The organism is Pseudarthrobacter sp. NIBRBAC000502770 (assembly GCF_006517815.1).
Lineage (GTDB): Bacteria > Actinomycetota > Actinomycetes > Actinomycetales > Micrococcaceae > Arthrobacter > Arthrobacter niigatensis.
In genome coordinates this window covers 3,200,890-3,218,495 of sequence record NZ_CP041198.1, presented here as the reverse complement: position 1 = coordinate 3,218,495, position 17,606 = coordinate 3,200,890, and the positions used below count along the sequence as shown (strand labels likewise).

Sequence of the window (17,606 nt, the reverse complement as noted above, 5' to 3'; positions counted from 1 at the left end):
TCCCCCGCAGCCCACGATCCGCGGCTGACCCAGCCGTCCACAGGGAGCGCCGCTCGGGCAAATTCGCGAAAGGCGACTCCCATGAACACAACACCTTCTCCCATCCCGCACCCCGTCCCGCACCCCGTTCCCTCGGTTACTTCCGGGCGCGCCCTGGTCCTCGGTGGCGGGGGCTCCACAGGAAACGCTTGGCTGATCGGCGTTCTCGCCGGACTGGCAGACGCCGGGCTGGACGTGACCGGCGCCCCCCGGGTCATCGGAACATCGGCAGGATCCACGGCCGCTGCGCAGATCGCCGGCGCCAGTCCGGCGGAGCTGTACGCCGCCGTCATGGACGCGCCGCTTCCACAGCGGCTGCGGGCCGCCGGAACTTCGTCGGCCGGCAGTCCGGTCCCCAACCACCTGGAGCGGACCGGCAGGATCATCGCCCGTTCCGCAACTGCGGCGGACATGCGTCGGAGGATGGGCGCGGCCGCCATCGACATGGCGGAGGACTACGACCATTCCGGACGGTGGCGGGCCACCGTGGCGGCCCGGCTGACGACACAGGAATGGCCGGAGCATGAACTGCTGATCCCTGCGGTGGATGCCAGTACCGGTGAACCGGCAGTGTTCGACCGGTCCGGCGGCATCGACCTGGTCGACGCGGTCGCCGCCAGTTGTTCCAGCGGCTCCGCCTACCGGATTGGAGACAGGAGCTACATCGACGGCGGCTACCGGCGAAATGAAAACGCCGACCTGGCCACCGGGTGTGGCAGGGTCCTGGTCCTGTCACCCTTCGGTGGCAGGACGCGCATGCCGCTTGAGTGGGGCATGCAGCTCGCCGCGCAGGTGGAGGAGCTCCAAGCGCATGGCAGCAGAGTCGAAGTGATCTCCCCTGGCAGCGGGGCCGAGCACATGTTCGGCGCCAACGCCATGGACCCCTCACTCCGTCCGGCCGCGGCTCACGCCGGATACAACCAGGGCAAAGACCTCGCCGGGAAACTAACTAAATTTTGGCAGTAGTGGAAAATGCGAATTTAGGGTCGTTTTCTTGGCCTGGACGGAGTTTCCGGCGGCTTTTGTTGGACAAAATAAAAGAAACGGAAACCTTGGCGATGCAACCAATTTCAAAAATTATCCCGGCGGCCTTGGCCGCGGCCTTCCCGCACCGCCGGCGGGGCATCAGGCGCCTCGCGCTGCGCCCCTGCAGAACTGGATAAAAAAATAAAAGCAGGTATGGTATCCGGTAACGCAAAGCAAAGAAAGGCGTGATTCCGATGTCCGGAAAATCCCCCAAAAGCGGCGCCGCTAAAAAGGTCGGCAAGTCAATCCTGGAGAAACGTGCCGAAAAGAGAGCTAAAAGCGAAAACAGTGAGCTCAGTTTTATAAAACCGCGCAAAAACCAGCGCTGACCATGCCAGCGGGCGGCCGCCCGGGACTCCTAGCCCGCGGCCGCCCGCACCACCCCGGCAAGCCCCACCGCACCCATAGCCGGGGGATCAGCCAAAGGACACCACCATGATGACCTCCCGCAACGCCCTCGTCGTTCCCACCCGGCTCACCCAGCCGGTGCACATCCGGCCGATCGACCTGGACGAGACGGCCTTGCAGAAAATCGCGTCAGGCGGCGTCGGCCTCCTCGCCGGCACTGACTGGCACGTCTATCTGGACAGCTCTGCCGCCAGCCCAACCACGAATCCGCGCGCCGAAGTGCTCATCCGCGAGGCCGGCATCGAACTCGACGGGACCATCCAGGGGACTGCCCTGTTCCTGGGGCGCGACAGGGTGGACGGCGAGTGTGACGCTCCCCGCCACCTCATCAGACTCGCCGAGCAGCTGTTCGACCTGCCGCTCGCAGCGTAGCCGGTCCGGCGCTCGATGACGCGTGCCGGGCCACACTGTTGGGGGGAGCGGACGGCGGCGGATGAATATCCGCGGCCGTCCGCCCTGCTTACTTTTCCAGCAACCCGCCGCTCGCCCACCGCCGGACCGCCAGCTTTTCAGACGCATCGAACTCCAGCAGCGCCACCCGGCAGAGTTCCTCCACATTGGCCGTCCATGCGGCAGCAATCTCGGCCGCGGTCGCATCGTCCCGCAGCTGGAAATCGGCGTATGCCAAGCCCTGCAGCACAAAGTTCACGGCATTGCGGGAGACGGGTTCGCCGGCACTGACACAGTCATCCCGCACCTGCCGGGCCAGCTCATTCCGGTTGAGCTGATGTTCCCGGAGGCGGGCCTCCATGGAGGTGAAGATCTGCCGAAACTGGGCCGCCGACAAGGCAGGGACGTCCGTCACCCGGGTGACCCGCTCCTCGACGCCGGGCTGAACTTCGGCGGGAGCGGGAAGGTCCTCAGCGGAGAAGCGCTTGGCGTCCCACACCCAGCCGCCCTTGGCCGGTGAGTATTCGATGTCCTTGCCGATCTGGGCCACCCACGCTCCGAACCGCCCAAGGCCGGCCCAGTCCGTCTTCAAGGACGGCTCCGCACTCAGGGCCCGGTGCGCCACCAAGGCTCCTTTCACCGGGCCGGACGCGGACCGGACAAACTTCAGTACCTCAGCCACCGCGGGCGAACCCGGTTTTGGCTTTGACTTTGCTGTTGCGGGGCCGGGCGGCAGCTTCGCCGAAGCCACGGCATTGATGGGTTCGGCGGTGGTGCCGTTGAGAATGGCCACGAAGTCATGTGACTCGACCACGTGGTCCGCCATTTCCCGGTAAGCGAAGGCAACGGCGCCGGCGGCGATCACGGTGGTCATCCGGTCAGCTGCGCGGAACCGCTGGATCAGGGAGGTGAAATCGGCGTCGGCCGAGGCGATGAAGAACTCCTCAATGGCCACGCTTCCGGAGAGCGCATCCATGGCATCGAGCACCAGGTTGATGTCCGTGCTGCTCTTTCCGCGCTGCGTCAGCGACGGGCAGTCGATCACGCGAAATCCAGCCCGCGTCCAGTAGGGGCGGTACTTGGAGTACACCATGGGGTTCAAGTAGCAGTTGCGGATCAGGAACCTTCGGGAGTCGTCAGCGGCTCCGCCATCTGACAGGGCATCGGCCCACTGCTTGGGATCCTCGGCAAAGCGCCTCGCCGCGGCCGGGTCCAAGGCCTGCAGGCCGGTGAAAACATTGTCGAAATCGACAAACATCGCTGCACGGATGCCAGGCCGGCGCGCAGGTTCAGGTGCCTTGTTCATTGGCTCAGTGTGCCAGCCCTCCAGCTCTACCGCGGGCTCCTGTCGATAACGCAGAACAGGTTCCCGTCCGGATCCTCAAGGACCACGAAGTCCGGATCCTCCGGGTACGAGTCCCAGTCCACGCGCCGGGCGCCGAGCGAAACCAGCCGCTCCACCTCCGCGGACTGGTCGTCCGCATACAGGTCCAGGTGGATGCGCGGGTGGTCCTGCACCGGGGTTTCGCTGAGCATGAGGGACAGTTCCGCGCCAGGGCCCGACGACGGCACCAGGGTCACCCACGTATCGTCACCGGCCTCCCGGGGGACGTAGCCGAGGGCATCGTTCCAGAACTTCGTGGCGGCGTTGACGTCGTTGACGCCGAGGACAATGGTTCCGATAGTCAACATCCGGCCAGCCTAGACCCGAAGTGCCGGGCCGGGTAGGTGCCCTGCCGCCCGGCGGTCCAATCCTGCCGGCAGTGGAGCAAAGGCTGGAGGTAGGCGCGCTGCTCCGGCAAGCGGACGACGCCGGGACACGCCCGTCGTCGTCCGCTTGGGAAGGATCGTGGCGGACTTAGTCCTCGTAGACCGCGATGAAACGGCCCACTACGCCGCCCTTGCGCAGCTTGTCGATGGCGCCGGGGATATCCGCCTGCTTGATGAGGTTCATCGGCGGGTTCAGCTGGCCGGACTTCATGAGGGCATAAAGGTTTTCGAGGTCTTCCTTGGTGCCCGACTTGGATCCCTTGATGGACAGCTGGTTGATGATCAGCGGGTAGGTGTTGATGGTCGCTTCGAGGCGTCCCATGCCCACCTGGACCAGCGTGCCGAACTCGGCGAGGGTCTCGAGTGCGGCGGAGGTGGTGGTGCCGAACCCGGCGTAGTCCACGATGAGGTCCAGGTTCTTGTCCTTGAACGCCGTAATGGACTCGGCCACTCCGGCGAGGCCGATCTCACCGGCGAGCTTTTGCGTCTCGGGGTTTACCTCGGCGCCATAGACCTCCGCACCTGACAGTGCTGCCACCCGGGCGCCGATGTAGCCCAGGCCGCCCAGGCCAATCACGCCTACCTTCATGCCCGGTTTCGCCCCGCCCACGGCCATGATCGCGTGGTAGGCGGTCAGCCCTGCGTCGGTGGCCATCGCGCCCAACTCGAAGGAGACCTCGTCCGGCAGCTTCACCAGGTTGTCGTCGGTGGCGAGGAGTTGGGGCCCGAAGCCGCCGTCCCACTTGCCATAACCCAACGCATCGCCGTCCTTCATGACGGGGGAGAGGCCAACCCGGTCGCCGACCTTCCAGTGCTCCATGCCAGCGCCCACTTCGGTGATGACGCCCGCATTTTCGTGACCCATGGTCCGCGGGGGCTCGGGGAACAGCGGCATCCAACCGGCGTCGTCGATGGCGGTGACGTCGGAGTGGCACACCCCGGCGGCCTTGACGCTGACCACTACCTGGCCCGGACCTGCACTGGGTTCAGCCACTTCGTTCAGCGTAAGGGGGTTGTTGGTGCCGGTGAACTGCCATGCCTTCATGGGGCATCTCCTTCGGATCCGTTGGATAAGTTCATGCATATGCATGTAATTACAGCCTACGCCTGTTTTGGCCGAGCGTAGCCCCGGATGTGATGCGGGGAACATGCCGCACACTTGGTTCCCGGGCATTATGCGTCGGATATTTCCGACATATACTGGGGTGGTGTTTCCCGATGTTTTCGCCGCCGTATCCAACCCGGCGCGGCGCGTCATCCTCGACGAACTGCGACAAGGGTCCAGGACGGCCGGCGAACTTACCGGCCTGCTGGACCTTAGCCGTCCGGCGGCATCCGAACACTTGGCCGTGCTCCGGGACGCAGGGCTGGTCCGTGAGGAACGGCAGGGACGGAACAGGGTGTACCACCTGCAGCCTGCCCGCCTCGCCGAGATCGGCGGCTGGGTGAAGCACTTCGAGCACTACTGGAACCAGCGGCTGGACGCCCTGGCAGACCTTCTGGACGAGGAGAAACCAAATGACTGAAAATGCCATCAGGCTTGAACGCCACTACCCCCACCCCGCCGCTGCTGTGTGGGCCGCGCTGACGACACCGGAACTCCTGGCCCGTTGGTGGGCCCAGGGCAACATCGCACCCGTGGTCGGCCACCGTTTCACCATGGACATGGACGCCTGGGGCCGGCAGCAGTGTGAAGTCCTCACCGTTGACCCCGGCGCGTCCATCAGCTTCCTCTTCTCCGAAGGCCAGCTGGATACCACCATCACCTGGCGCCTTGAGCCGGTGGACGGCGGCACCATCCTCCACTTCGAGCACGCCGGGTTCCAGCTCGACACTCCTATGGGACGCCACGCCATCGAAGGCATGGGCAACGGCTGGCCCGGCCTGCTGGCCCGTATCGATGGGGTCCTTGCCGGGGTGTCCTGACTCCCAGCCTCCTGCTACGCTCCACGTAGCCGGGCCGCCGTTGTGCTTAGGGCCGGGAATCAGCTTTGGATGTTGAGCGAAGGAAGCACCCATGACGGTTGCCCAGATCCAGGTGGACCAGCGCGTGATCGGGATCGATTCCCGGCGCTTCGCCTCTGTTGAGAAGGCGCTCGTGGAGCTCATCACGAACAGCGACGACAGTTACGCGCGGGTGGAAAGAGCGGGCGGCAACGTGACGGGCAGGATCCTGGTCGGCTACGAGCGGCACCACTCCGGAGCGGTGCTGACGGTCAGTGACCAGGCGGAGGGCATGTCCTTCCAGCAAGCCGGCCGCATCCTCAGCTACGGCGGCGCCCACAGCCCGCTGGCGCGCGGCGAGGGCGCAGGCCGCGGCTACTTCGGCCGCGGACTCAAGCAGGCCATCTTCGGCCTGGGCCACGGCTGGATCGAAACCATCCACGCCGGCCGGTTTACCCGGATCGATATCTTCCGCAGCAGCAATGGCGGCTACTTGTATGATGACGACGGCGCTGACAGGCAGGCATTCCCCGCGGACTACGCCCGGCTCGGGATACCCGGCGGTGGCAGCGGCACCAAGGTCACCATCGTCGTCGACAACCCGCACGCCACCATCACGCAGCAGTCAACGCTGCTTCAACTCCTCGCGGACAACATCTACCTGCGGGAAGTGCTGGACCGGCGCACGGTGGAACTGCTGCACGGACACCCCGGAAACGGGGACGACGGCAGCGACATCATCCGCTTCCGGGAGCCGCCGGCGGCAACACTGGTTGGCCCTGATGCGCCCGGCAGCTTCAGTGTCGGCGGAACCGAGTATGCGTTCACCGTCACGCTGAAGCGGGCCGAGGGTGTCGAGCTGACACTGAAGGGCGACGAGCGCACCGCCGGTCTGGTGGTGGAGTCCGGCATGGCCGTGCTCGACTGCCAGATGTTCGAGTTCGAGAACCAGGTGGGCACCGAATACCTCTTTGGAATGGTCCGGTGCCCGGCGCTGACCGACATGCTGGGCAGGGGTGTAGCCATCATCAGTGACGAGCGTGAGGGCCTGAACACCAAGGACCCGTTCGTTGCAGCATTCTCGCACGCGGTAAGCCGGATGATCGCGGCACCCGTCCAGGCGGAAAAGGAAAAACTCACCCATTTGGAACGTGCCACCACCTCGGGCCGGACGGCCGGGATGATCGAACACCTGCTGCAGCATATGAGTGAGGCCGCCGTCCGGGACCTGGGCCTGGAAACAGCACCTGAGGGCCGGAATGGGAACGGCGCGGAGCTACCGGCGGCGCCACTGCCGGCGGCGCTGCGGTTCACAACGCCCTTCTACTACCGTCCGCCCGTGCATCCGTTCCATGTAGCCCTGCTGCTGGATCCACACCAGCTGCCCCGGGGGGAAATGTTGGAGTTCGATCTGGACCTGCCGTCCACGATCCGGCTGGACCCGCTGCCTGCACCTGTTCCGGTCGGCGCGCTCGCGGAGACTTTACGGCTTGAGTGGACTGCGGCGGGGGAGCAGGCCGGGGACCAGGGGCAGATTACCGCACGGGCGGGGAGCTACTGGGCGCTCTGCGAGGTGGTCATCGCCGACCACGCTTCCCGCCGCACCGCAGACCAGCCGCCGCACCGCGGGGCCGCCGGAACATTGCCGGCCCCGCGCCGCCAGGCCCACCGCGCGAGCCGGGACCACGGCGTGGACCTTTTTACCGGCTACGACTTCAGGAACCTCCACAACACTACGGACCGTGCCGTGTATTCCGAAGCGGAGCGGAAGGTCATCATCAACACCGCAGCCCCCACGGTCCAGCTCTACGTCGACGGCCGGGGGCGGTTCCGCGACTCCGCCCGGCTCCTGCTCGCCGAGCTCTTCCTTGACGTTATCTCGGATGAGCTGGCACGGCGCAGCGTGGATCAGCGTGGCCAGGGAGGTGACCTCGAAGCGTTCCGGAACGCCAAACGGGCCATCATTGGCCGCTACGGCAGCGAGGTACACCGCACCTTCCTGGGCTGAGGCCAGTTGGCAGGACCGTCGGGGCCGGGCGTTTACCAGCGGCTTCGAAAGGGTAACCCTGGATTATGACTGATTCCGGAGCGGGCGGCGCCAACGATCCCTTCGACGGCAATGACGGCATCTTAGCCGGGCCAGCGCATGCCGAGACACCCGAGAGCATAGCCGATGACGTCCGCCATGACATCCAGCTGGGCCAGGTCCAGGACGACGTAGCGCACGTCCTGCAGGAGCGGTTCGAGGACGCGGGCATTGACGCCCGCCCCGAAGAAGTGGACGACCTGGCTGAAGAAATCGAGCGGGACGCGTCCAGCTAGCGCCCCGGACGCTGGGCGGCTAGGGCCAGTCTGCGCGGGTGAACCGGACGGGACTGGGCAGGGTCAGAAGGCAGTCCGACGTCCATTCCGCCACCCTGTGCTGGACATCCAGCGGATCTGCCGCTGCGACCTGCTGCGGATCCTGGTTGGTGGCGTCTTGAAGACCTTCAACTGAGCTGTTCACTTATCCCCCTAGTAACGCGTGTGTGCCCACACTAGGCACCGCCGGATGCCAGGGGAAGAGAGTTAATCCAGCAGCCGGATAAACTGCGCAAATCTTGAGGAAGGCTGCCGGCGGGGAGGGCCGGCGGCACATTTACTGTCCTGCGCGTGCCAAAACAGCGGTGAAAATGGCGGATAGGGAATCGGCTTTAGCCTGGGTGTCTGGCTGCGACGATACGGTGCTGGAAGCCTCGATGGAGAATGTTCCCCTGCGCGCCCCGCACCGCACCTGCCAGGCGCCTGTGCCGTCGCTGAGCTGGTAGGCCACAGCGTAGCTGGCGTCAGCGGAAATCGTGGTAGCCAGGGTGGAAACCGTAGACCAGGTGCGGCCGCCGCCTTCCACCGAGATTTCCTGCACAGTCGCGCAGCCGCGGAGGCGTTCGGATCGACTGTCGAAAGGATAGGGCGGGATCGCGGCCGAGGGCATGCTGATGACTTTGAAGTCGGCGTTGTCCATCTTCGCGGCCCCCTGGATCTGACCCTGCCCGTATACAGAGCCGGCCAATGACGCGAAGTACGCCTGGTCGTCGAAAACGCATTGGGTGGCGGGCGGCTGCGACGTAATGGTGGGAGTTGAGCCACGAGGCGGCTCGAGCACGGTTGCCTGTGGCAGGCGTACCGGTTCCCCGGCCGGCCCGGTCATCCCCTTGAACAGCGCCACCATCTGGTCAGGCGTGAGTGAGTTTGGAGCGCTTGGTGCCGCTGGTGCTTGGGGCTTGCCCGCTTCGTTGATGAGCTCCTTCGCCAGTTCCGCCATCGAATCCAGGGCCGGCTTGGCATCGGCCTCCGAATTCAGTGCGGCAACGGCAAGGGTCAGGGTGATGGACAGGGTGCCGTGCAGGACGCGTAACCCGACGGTGCCGAAGTCTCCCGGCCCCTTGGGCTTGGTGACCTGGGTAAACGCGTGCTGTTTATCGCCGATGGAAGGTGCGCCCAGTAACTGGACGGCAGAGGTGGAGGTCCTGCCCGCCTCCGTATAAGCAAGGTCGAACTGGTTGCAGCGCTGCAACACGTCATCCGCATAGCCGAAATCGGCGGCGGCGATTGCGGCCTGGTCCGCGCTCCTGAGGAGGATCCAGATGGTGGTGGTGGGTCCGGACTCACCACCTGCCGGAGGCATGCCGCCCTCCGCAAAAAAGATGTCCTTGTCTGCCCAGCGGGTGAACGGGTCCTGGGGAACCAGGGCTATGCAGTCTCCCGGCGTGGTAACCGTCTGGGCTTGCGGGAAGGACCCGCTGGCGGCGCCCGAGCGCAGGCGGGTTGAATCCTCACCTGCTGGGTAAGGCAGGTTGCGGCTCTTGCCCACCCCGTTGATGATGGCTGCGAGCTCCGCATCCGAGAAGGGGCCGGACCCTGACCCTGTGGCGGTCGCTGTTGCGGAACTGGAGGCGGGGGAAGGAGCTGGCGGGCTGCTGGCCGGAGGGGTGCCGCCTGGGGAACACCCGGCCAACGCGAGCAGGACTGCGGCGAGGGCACCGGCCCGGCGGCTGCTGCTTCGTCCCGGTGCACCACTGCCGGGCTTCGCGCTTCCCCCTGCAGCCATGTCCGGCCTCCTTTGCCAGCTCCTACGCTAGGGACCGGCGGCCGGACCCGCTAGGGCCGGAGGACCCGGTCAGTCACCGTGCTCCCAAGGCCAGGAGTGCTTCCGACGGCAGCAATTGGAATCACTTCCAGCCGGTCGTCCGGCCCCGCAATCACCAGGACGTGCTGGGCCGTGACGCCCTCCAGGGCCGCTGCCACCAGTCGCACGGCCTCCCCAACCCCCGGAGCGGGGGTGGACGACGGCGGAACTGCCGCGCCGCCGTCGTCCGCCCTCAGCCAGGTGGCCACCTTGGCACCTCCCGTGGCGTCAGCGATGCCGCGTGCCAATGCCTGGGAATCCGGGGAACCGGGTGGATAGCCGCTGACGAGTGTGATCCGCTCGATCATGTGCTTGTGCGCGGGCGCCGCGGCGGCGAACAGGACCCGGTCATGACGCCACAGCGCGAAGTGGTAGCCGGCCACGAGCCCGGCTGCCACCAGGAGGCCCAGGGGTGCGCGGATGCGGTCCAGGAGGCCTCCGCCGGTGACGTCGCCCAGCAGGAATTCGAAGAGCCGGTAGCCAATCACCAGCAGCGTGATGAGGGCCACCACGGCACTGACGCCGAAGAATGCCACCAGGTAGACGCGCCGGCCGGGCGGAATGTCCGCAGCGGTTTCCGGCTGGTGCCTCGGTTTCCATGCCAGCCACCAGACCGGCGCCCCAACCAGCAGGGAACTCAGGCCGCCCAGGAGCAGCGTGCGGGTAGCCCCGCCGGCGAGCGGAGACACGGCTGTGGCAAGCAGCGCGTTGACCACGACGCCGATGCCGGACGCCGCCGCGGCAAGCGCCACGGCGGACGTCACCAGGAGGCTGGCCCGGCGTGTGCGGGTGGAACGCGCGACGGAAGCGGTGCGGTGGTAGCGCCACACCAGGGCGCCTATGGCTGCGGCTGCGATGGCCGGGGCGAGCGGTTCGAGCAGGTTGCCCAGGGGGTCGCTCCGGTCAAACGCCAGCCGCAGGAGGACAAACAGGATGACGCCCAGGCCACCCAGCGCCGTGATGCCGGCGACGAAGATGCCCACGGCAATGATGGTGACGTCCACCAGTCCCGTCTGGAAGCGTCTGCCCCCATCCCGGAACCAGTGCCACCACCACACCGCCGCACCGCCCGCAGCCCACACCACGGACCTCAGGATGGGCAGCCACCACGGCTCAAAGGAAGCCGCTGCCGCGAAACCGCGGATTGCCACGTCCAGCAGGCTGCCCAGCGCTGCAATGGCGGCGCCGGCGCCAAGGAGGAGTCCAAACACGGAGCCGACGACGGCCCGGACGTCCTCGAGATGCGATGACGGTTTGCGGGGGTGCCTCCACATCCACCGGTGCCACCACCAAATGGCTGACCACACGATGCCGTTGGCCAGCGGCGACGGCCACTGGCTCTCCTGCGTGTCAAGGAAGGAGGTGGCAAGGTTCAGCAGCGACGTGGTGCTGATGATCAGCGAGACCGCATACATCCCGGTCAGGTAGAGGCCCCACCCGGGCGCCCTGCGTTCGGATTCGTCGTCCAGGCGCCTCCACACAAACCACCACAGCAGCAGTGCGAGCGGGCCACCGATCAGGGTGAAGGCAAGGGACAGGGCCAGTCCTGCGACATCACCGGACACCAGGGTGGATGCGGTCCGGAAGAGCCGCTCGAGGAGTCCCTGGAGACCGGATGCCGAGATCAGCACCAGGGCAAACAACAGGACGTACATGATCAGCCGGCGGAGGGTTGCCAGGCCGCTCGAGGGAGCGGCGACCACCGGGGCTGCCGGGTCCGTCATTGCTTCACCGGTACGTCGGTGCAGGCCATCAGGGGATACGGCGGCTGGTCAATCTTCCATGTCCCGGCCACCTTGAGCAGCGCGAAGGAGTCCTCCATCTCATACTCCGAAGGCCCGAAGGGTCCGCCTTGGGACGACCGGACAATCGAAACTTTCACGGTGGCTGAATCGGGGCGTTCCGTCGTCGCGACCAGGACAACGCGGGCGGGCGCCGGCTCGCCGTAGTAGGCGCCGCGGCACCGGCTCTTGGCAGCGTCCGTGAGGTAGGACTGGGCCGTGGTGCTGTCGCCGTCGATTACTGCCTTGCTGTACCGCTGGACCACTCCGGCGGGGCTTTCCCCATCCAAGGGTGCAGGCTCGCCGCGGGTGAAGACCACCGCCAGGGCCACCACCACCAGGACAACCACAACGCCTACCAGGGTGAGCAGGATCCGGTCCGGTCTTCGCGCAGTGCGGTCCCTGGCAGTGTCGTCCATGACGCAAGTATGGGGCAGGGCAGGCCGTTCCGCCCGAGTCTTTGGGCCCGCCTTTGACGTGTCTGGGCAGATTCCGGCGAAGCGGTAAGTGCAGCGGCTCAAGGACCGGTCATTCCCGCGAAGCCGCGTTCCGGTCGTGAAGGCAGGCTGCATGAGGCAACAGTGTTGTTTTGAATGCAACGCGGAGTTTTCCTGATGGAGAGGCGTGCCCTGCGGACCAGGGCAAGGAGCAACGAAGAGCTTCCTAAAATAATGCTGCGTATACCCCTTGACTGTGCTTCACATCACGGCCTATCTTGAAACAACCAGGTTGCAAGGAATGCAACTCCAACATCATTGGTGGTTTTATGAGTACCCAACAAAACTCACCCCGGGCAGGAGTGGTTGCCGCTGACGCCAACGCTCCCGCCGGGGCTGGCGGCGGCATGGACAACGCCGTCGCCGGTAAGAGCGTTCGACGCCGGGTGGTCACGGCGAGCTTCATCGGCAACTTTGTCGAGTGGTTCGACTACGCCGTGTACGGCTACCTCGCAGCCGTCATCTCGTCGGTGTTCTTCCCCGAAGCGGACCGGCAGACCGCGCTGCTGGCCACCTTTGCCGTCTTCGCGATCTCCTTCTTCGTCCGTCCCCTGGGCGGCTTCTTCTGGGGCCACATCGGCGACAAGCTGGGCAGGCGCAAGGCACTCTCCCTCTCGATCGTCATCATGTCCGTCTCCACGTTCTGCATCGCCCTCATTCCCGGCTACGGAACCATCGGCATGCTGGCCCCGGTCCTGCTCCTGCTGGTCCGTGTGGTCCAAGGCTTCTCGGCAGCCGGCGAATACGCCGGAGCATCAGCCTTCCTGGTGGAATATGCCCCGGCCAACCGTCGCGGTCTCTATGCCGCCGTCGTGCCTGCCAGCACCGCCGCAGGCTTGCTCCTCGGCTCACTGATCGCGGCGCTCCTCAGCTCGGTACTCAGCACCGACCAACTGCACGAGTGGGGATGGCGGTTGCCGTTCCTGCTGGCCGCCCCGATGGGACTGATCGGGCGCTACATCCGCACCAAGCTGGAGGACACCCCGGCCTTCCGTGCACTGGCCGACCAGGAGGAATCCGCTCCCAAGGCCCCTGCGCTCGACATGTTCCGGACCTACCGCAAACAGCTGGTGATCGCGTGCGGTGCCGTGCTGCTCAACGCCGTCGGTTTCTACGTCATCCTCAGCTACATGCCCACCTACCTGTCTGAGGAACTGGGCTTCGGTCCCACTGAGTCCTTCCTGGCGACAACCATCGCCCTCGCCAGCTACATCGGTTTCATCTTCCTGACCGGTCTCGCCTCGGACCGGTTCGGTCGCAAGCGCATGCTGATCACGGCTTCCGTACTGTTCATGCTCCTGACTGTTCCGGCCTTCATGCTGCTGGACACCGGCAACTTCCTGGTGATTGTCCTGGTCCAGATCCTGCTGGGCGGCATGCTCACCCTGAACGACGGAACGCTGCCCAGCTTCCTGGCTGAACTCTTCCCCACCAAAGTCCGGTACAGCGGCTTCGCCGTCAGCTTCAACCTTTCCAACGCGCTGTTCGGCGGCACTGCACCATTCATGGCCACCCTGCTCATCGGCTTGACGCAGAGCAAGCTGGCACCCGGCTGGTATCTCGTGGCCGCAGCTGCCGTGTCCCTCACGGCCGTGCTGTTTGCCGCCGAAACCTCGCGGAAACCCCTCAAGCACCTCTGACCAACCAGGGGCCCGCAACCCATCCGGGTACACAGACCAACCTCACTACGCACACCAACACCAGCTGCACCAACAGCAGCTGGCACCCACTAGAAAGGCACCACCCGTGACTATCACTGCCGACAACGCCTCCTCCATCGCCGAACTCGAGCGCCTCAAGGTCCTGCACAACGGCACCAAGGGCAAGCTCACGTTCTCCGACGCGGAATTCGAGCGCCGCCTCGGCGGCCTCCGCAAGATCATGGCCGCCAAGGAGCTGGATGCGGTCATCCTCACCAGCTACCACGGCATCAAGTACTACTCCGACTTCCTGTACACCACGTTCGGCCGCAACTACGCACTGGTCGTCACCGCCGACGACTCGGTCACCGTTACCGCCAACATCGACGCCGGCATGCCGTGGCGCACCTCCTACGGCGAGAACATCGTCTACACCGACTGGCGCCGCGACAACTTCTTCTTCGGCCTCCAGGAAGCCCTGCGCCAGCGCGGCGTCAAAGCCACGCGGCTGGGTGTCGAGGACGACTTCCTCCCGGGCCTGACCCGCGAGAAGATCGCCGCCGCCTTCCCCGGCGCCCAGCTGCTGGACGTCTCCCAGGACGCCATGCGCCAGCGCATGATCAAGTCCGCCGAGGAAATCGAAGTCATCAAGCACGGTGCCCGCATCGGCGACCTCGGCGGCGAAGCCATCCGCAACGCCATCCGTGAAGGCATCTCCGAGTACGAAGTTGCCCTGATCGGCACCGAAGCCATGGTCCACGAGATCGCCAAGACCTTCCCGGACCGGGAAGTCCGCGACACCTGGGTATGGTTCCAGTCCGGCATCAACACCGACGGCGCCCACAACTGGGCCACCACCCGCAAGCTGCAGCAGGGCGACATCCTCTCGCTCAACTGCTTCCCCATGACCTCCGGTTACTACACCGCCCTGGAGCGCACCCTCTTCCTGGGCCAGCCGGACGAACGCTCCCTGGAGCTGTGGAACATCAACGTCGAGGTCCACAAGCGCGGCCTGGAACTCATCAAGCCCGGCGCCGTGTGCAAGGACATCGCCGCCGAACTGAACGAGATCTACATCAGCAACGGGCTGCTGGCCAACCGCACCTTCGGCTACGGCCACTCCTTCGGCGTCCTCAGCCACTACTACGGCCGTGAAGCCGGCCTGGAGCTGCGCGAGGACATCGATACCGTCCTGGAGCCAGGCATGGTGGTCTCCATGGAGCCCATGATCACCGTGGCTGACGGCCAGCCCGGAGCCGGCGGCTACCGCGAGCACGACATCCTGGTCATCGGCGAGGACAACTCCGTGGAGAACATCACCAAGTTCCCGTTCGGCCCGGAGAAGAACATCATCGAGGCATAACCCACTGAACAGCCGAAGCGGCGCCGTGTTTCACGGCGCCGCTTTCGGCGTCTGCCGCCAACGATAGGGAAAGATGGTCTCCACCATGACTCCTGCACAAACCTCCGACACCAGCGCCAGCGGAGCCGGCACCAATGGCGGGACTGATGCCAAAGGCGCCTCCGTCGTCGTCAACGCCATCGCCGTCCTGCGCACCTTCACCGCCGACGAACCCCTGCTGGGCGTAACGGAAATCGCCAACCGCGTGGGCATGCACAAGAGCAGCGTCTCCCGGATCCTGGCCACGTTCGAGCAGGAAAACCTGGTGGAACGCGACCCGGAAACCAAGCGGTTCAGGTTGGGCCTGGGGCTCATTGCCGTCGCCGGTCCACTGCTGGCCGAGATGGAGGAGCGCCGCGTGGCCTATCCCGTCCTGCGGCAGCTGACCGAGCAGACCGGAGAGACCAGCGCCCTCATGCTCTGGAACGGAGACGAAGCCATCTGCGTGGAGCAGATCGCCAGCCACCACCAGATCAAGCACACCACCCCGCTGGGTGCCCGCTACCGTGACGCCATGAGCGCTTCCGTCCAAGTTTTCCTGTCCACCCTTCCCGGCGAGCGGGTGCGGGAGTTGCTGAAGAGCGGCACCATCACATTCCCGGGGCTGGACGACGACGGCCTGGCGGCCTACGAGGCCCGGCTCCAGGAGGTTGGGCAGCGGGGATGGGCGGGGAACTACGGCGAATCGTCCATGGACGAAGTGGGCGTGGCCGCGCCTGTCCGGGACCACCGCGGCGACGTGGTGGCGGCCGTCCTGATTCCAGCGCCGCGGTTCAGGGTGTCCAAGGAGCAGTTCGAGAGCCTGGGCGAGGCCTGCGTGGCCGCCGCCGCCAAGGTGACCACGCGGCTGGGTGGCCGGCCGGCCAGCTGAGGCGGCCGGCGGGCGCAGTCCATCCCCGGCGCCGGTTCCAGCTCAGGGCAGCCCGGCCATCCGCGCCGCCAGATGCAGGGCCGCCAGCCGCCCGGTGCCTCGCGGATCGCCGCCGCAGAGATCGAAAATCCGCTGCAGCCGGTGGTGCATCGACTGCCGCTCAAGGTGCAGTTCGCGCGCCGACTGCGCGGTGTTGCAGCCGGAGTCCAGCCACACCTGCAGGGTCTCGAGCAGCTGGGACTGGCGCAGCGCATCGTGTTCCAGGACCGCCCGCAACTGCCTGTTGATGAACGCCTCCCGGGATGAGGCATCCAGGCATGTCAGGGCCAGGCTTTCCACGGCGGTGTCCTGGGCGTCCAGCACCACCAGGCCGCGTGCCGGGTGCCGCCTGCGCGCCGATGCGTTCCTGCGCTGGATCTGCCGTACCTCCAGGGCGCGCCGCGCTTCCGCCAGTGACCAGGCCGCCTCCGCCACCCCGCCGGCCAGCGGCCCCACGGCGATCACGGCATCGTGGTCACCCTCCAGGTCCTTCAAGGATTCCAGGAGCTGCCGCCGCTCGCCGGCAGTTTCCGTGCATGGCAGCCCGATCATCACCACCAGTTCGGTGTCGTCCAGGTATGCGGCGCACGGGATCCGCTGCGCGCTTAGGAAATTTTCGACGGCGCCGCGCAGCTCCTGAGGTGCCGCCGCATGGATGGCTGCCACCACGGCGGGGGAGTCCGTGGGGAAACCCGCGCCGGGGGCCAGCTGCTCCAGGCGCCACTCCGGCGCGGCATTGAGCACGGCGCGCATCAGTTCGGCACCTGCCAGGGCATGCAGCCCCGGGGGTGTGTGCTGCAGGAGTGCCAGGCCCAGGATGTCCACGGCCCGCTCTCCGGCCACCTGGGCAAGGGCCGCGTCCGCAGCGCCGGGCACATGTACCTCCAGCCGCCCCATCAGGACCCCGCGCACGGGGATGTCCACGGTGATCACCGTTCCGTCGGCCACCGCGTAGAAGCCGCCGTGCCCGCCCGGTGCGATGCCGTCGTCGTCCTCTGTTCCTTCGCCGGCATCCGCGTCCGCCCCGTCGTTCCAGCCGTCCGGGACCGCGCTACCCATGGTGACGCCCCACGGGGAAGTGAGTTTTACGGCTGACGCGGTGATGCCGGCCAGTACGCCGAGGATCTTGTCCAGTGCCGCGCCGTGGGCAAGTTCGGCGGCCATGGCGCGCGTCGCGGCATCTGCCTGTTGCAGGTGCCCCACGGACTCGCTGACCAGCATGGAATTGATGGCCTGCATGACGCCGACGAACGGCACCACCTTCCGCAGTTCCACCACGGGGAGGCCGTACTCCTCAGCCTTCTGAAGCATGTCGGCAGGGATTTCCGGCAGCGCGCCACCGGTCTCGATGGCCAGGGCTGCGACGCCCCGCTGCGCCAGTTCGCGGACGTAATCCCCGCGTTTGGCCGGGGTGGCGGTGGCCAGGGTGATCCCGCCGCAGAGCAGCAGTTCACCGCCGCGCAGCAGGGGAGCGATGTCCAGCACTTCACTGGAGTGCACCCAGCGGACCGGCTGCCCGTCGGCCATGACCCCTTCCGGGTGGACCACTGGATCTGCGGCGGCAAGGGCGGGGTGGGCGAGTATTTCGCCGAGAAACACTGACACGACAGTCCGTAACGTAGGAGGAGGATTTG

The 17,606-nt window shown here is 66.2% G+C and carries 18 protein-coding genes; 9 read left to right on the top strand and 9 right to left on the bottom strand.

From position 1 onward, the window contains the following. The first annotated feature begins 81 nt into the window (after positions 1–81). A complete protein-coding gene (locus NIBR502770_RS15460; RefSeq protein WP_141182519.1) occupies positions 82–1,005 on the top strand; it encodes a patatin-like phospholipase family protein in 924 nt (307 codons plus the stop codon). Here the strand turns inward: NIBR502770_RS15460 and NIBR502770_RS21255 are convergent. Further along, positions 989–1,306 carry a hypothetical protein gene (locus tag NIBR502770_RS21255; protein WP_168223184.1) on the bottom strand — a complete coding sequence of 106 codons (318 nt, stop codon included), beginning with the start codon at positions 1,304–1,306 and terminating at the stop codon, positions 989–991. The two genes, NIBR502770_RS15460 and NIBR502770_RS21255, sit on opposite strands and share 17 nt — an antisense overlap. A gap of 194 nt (positions 1,307–1,500) precedes the next feature. On the opposite strand from NIBR502770_RS21255, the gene NIBR502770_RS15455 reads away from it, so the two are divergent. Further along, complete coding sequence (locus tag NIBR502770_RS15455; RefSeq protein ID WP_141182518.1) at positions 1,501–1,845, top strand: hypothetical protein; 345 nt, start codon at positions 1,501–1,503, stop codon at positions 1,843–1,845. Positions 1,846–1,933: 88 nt separating this feature from the next. Here NIBR502770_RS15455 and NIBR502770_RS15450 read toward each other — a convergent pair whose 3' ends face one another. The 3 genes from NIBR502770_RS15450 to NIBR502770_RS15440 all read right to left on the bottom strand — a co-directional run bounded on the left by NIBR502770_RS15450 (position 1,934) and on the right by NIBR502770_RS15440 (position 4,678). Further along, entirely contained in the window at positions 1,934–3,169 is a 1,236-nt protein-coding gene (locus NIBR502770_RS15450; RefSeq protein WP_141182517.1) for an NYN domain-containing protein, read from the bottom strand. A 26-nt stretch (positions 3,170–3,195) separates the two neighbouring features. Then, the gene (locus NIBR502770_RS15445; protein ID WP_141182516.1) at positions 3,196–3,555 is read right to left on the bottom strand and encodes a VOC family protein; all 360 of its coding nucleotides are present in this window, start codon (positions 3,553–3,555) and stop codon (positions 3,196–3,198) included. 166 nt (positions 3,556–3,721) lie between these two features. Further along, the gene (locus tag NIBR502770_RS15440) at positions 3,722–4,678 is read right to left on the bottom strand and encodes a zinc-binding dehydrogenase (RefSeq protein ID WP_141182515.1); all 957 of its coding nucleotides are present in this window, start codon (positions 4,676–4,678) and stop codon (positions 3,722–3,724) included. Positions 4,679–4,841: 163 nt separating this feature from the next. On the opposite strand from NIBR502770_RS15440, the gene NIBR502770_RS15435 reads away from it, so the two are divergent. The 4 genes from NIBR502770_RS15435 (at position 4,842) to NIBR502770_RS15420 (ending at position 7,899) form a co-directional block, all read left to right on the top strand. Then, positions 4,842–5,159 (top strand): helix-turn-helix transcriptional regulator, encoded by a 318-nt coding sequence (locus NIBR502770_RS15435; RefSeq protein ID WP_141159268.1) that lies wholly within the window; start codon positions 4,842–4,844, stop codon positions 5,157–5,159. Next, positions 5,152–5,559 carry an SRPBCC domain-containing protein gene (locus NIBR502770_RS15430; protein ID WP_141182514.1) on the top strand — a complete coding sequence of 136 codons (408 nt, stop codon included), beginning with the start codon at positions 5,152–5,154 and terminating at the stop codon, positions 5,557–5,559. The genes NIBR502770_RS15435 and NIBR502770_RS15430 overlap by 8 nt, the downstream gene beginning before the upstream one ends. A gap of 91 nt (positions 5,560–5,650) precedes the next feature. Then, on the top strand, positions 5,651–7,585 hold the full coding sequence (locus tag NIBR502770_RS15425; RefSeq protein WP_141182513.1) for an ATP-binding protein: 1,935 nt from the start codon (positions 5,651–5,653) through the stop codon (positions 7,583–7,585). Between the two features lie 65 nt (positions 7,586–7,650). Further along, positions 7,651–7,899 carry a hypothetical protein gene (locus NIBR502770_RS15420; RefSeq protein ID WP_141182512.1) on the top strand — a complete coding sequence of 83 codons (249 nt, stop codon included), beginning with the start codon at positions 7,651–7,653 and terminating at the stop codon, positions 7,897–7,899. Between the two features lie 19 nt (positions 7,900–7,918). Here the strand turns inward: NIBR502770_RS15420 and NIBR502770_RS21250 are convergent, their stop codons facing one another. The 4 genes from NIBR502770_RS21250 to NIBR502770_RS15405 all read right to left on the bottom strand — a co-directional run bounded on the left by NIBR502770_RS21250 (position 7,919) and on the right by NIBR502770_RS15405 (position 11,942). Further along, positions 7,919–8,083 carry a hypothetical protein gene (locus NIBR502770_RS21250; RefSeq protein ID WP_168223183.1) on the bottom strand — a complete coding sequence of 55 codons (165 nt, stop codon included), beginning with the start codon at positions 8,081–8,083 and terminating at the stop codon, positions 7,919–7,921. A gap of 132 nt (positions 8,084–8,215) precedes the next feature. Then, positions 8,216–9,664, bottom strand: a complete 1,449-nt coding sequence (locus NIBR502770_RS15415; RefSeq protein WP_246857296.1) for a hypothetical protein — start codon at positions 9,662–9,664, stop codon at positions 8,216–8,218. Positions 9,665–9,714: 50 nt separating this feature from the next. Beyond that, complete coding sequence (locus tag NIBR502770_RS15410; protein ID WP_141182511.1) at positions 9,715–11,466, bottom strand: DUF5671 domain-containing protein; 1,752 nt, start codon at positions 11,464–11,466, stop codon at positions 9,715–9,717. Beyond that, positions 11,463–11,942, bottom strand: coding sequence for a hypothetical protein (locus NIBR502770_RS15405; protein ID WP_141182510.1), 480 nt, complete (start codon positions 11,940–11,942; stop codon positions 11,463–11,465). The genes NIBR502770_RS15410 and NIBR502770_RS15405 overlap by 4 nt, the downstream gene beginning before the upstream one ends. A 347-nt stretch (positions 11,943–12,289) precedes the next feature. On the opposite strand from NIBR502770_RS15405, the gene NIBR502770_RS15400 reads away from it, so the two are divergent. From NIBR502770_RS15400 to NIBR502770_RS15390, 3 genes are all read left to right on the top strand, one after another. Then, positions 12,290–13,660: an MFS transporter gene (locus NIBR502770_RS15400; RefSeq protein WP_141159274.1), complete on the top strand. Its 1,371-nt coding sequence runs from the start codon at positions 12,290–12,292 to the stop codon at positions 13,658–13,660. A 106-nt stretch (positions 13,661–13,766) separates the two neighbouring features. After that, positions 13,767–15,023, top strand: a complete 1,257-nt coding sequence (locus tag NIBR502770_RS15395; protein ID WP_141182509.1) for an aminopeptidase P family protein — start codon at positions 13,767–13,769, stop codon at positions 15,021–15,023. 73 nt (positions 15,024–15,096) lie between these two features. Further along, positions 15,097–15,933 carry an IclR family transcriptional regulator gene (locus NIBR502770_RS15390; RefSeq protein ID WP_141159276.1) on the top strand — a complete coding sequence of 279 codons (837 nt, stop codon included), beginning with the start codon at positions 15,097–15,099 and terminating at the stop codon, positions 15,931–15,933. A 42-nt stretch (positions 15,934–15,975) separates the two neighbouring features. Here NIBR502770_RS15390 and NIBR502770_RS15385 read toward each other — a convergent pair whose 3' ends face one another. Continuing rightward, a complete protein-coding gene (locus NIBR502770_RS15385) occupies positions 15,976–17,577 on the bottom strand; it encodes a PucR family transcriptional regulator (protein ID WP_141182508.1) in 1,602 nt (533 codons plus the stop codon). Between the last annotated feature and the right edge of the window lie 29 nt (positions 17,578–17,606).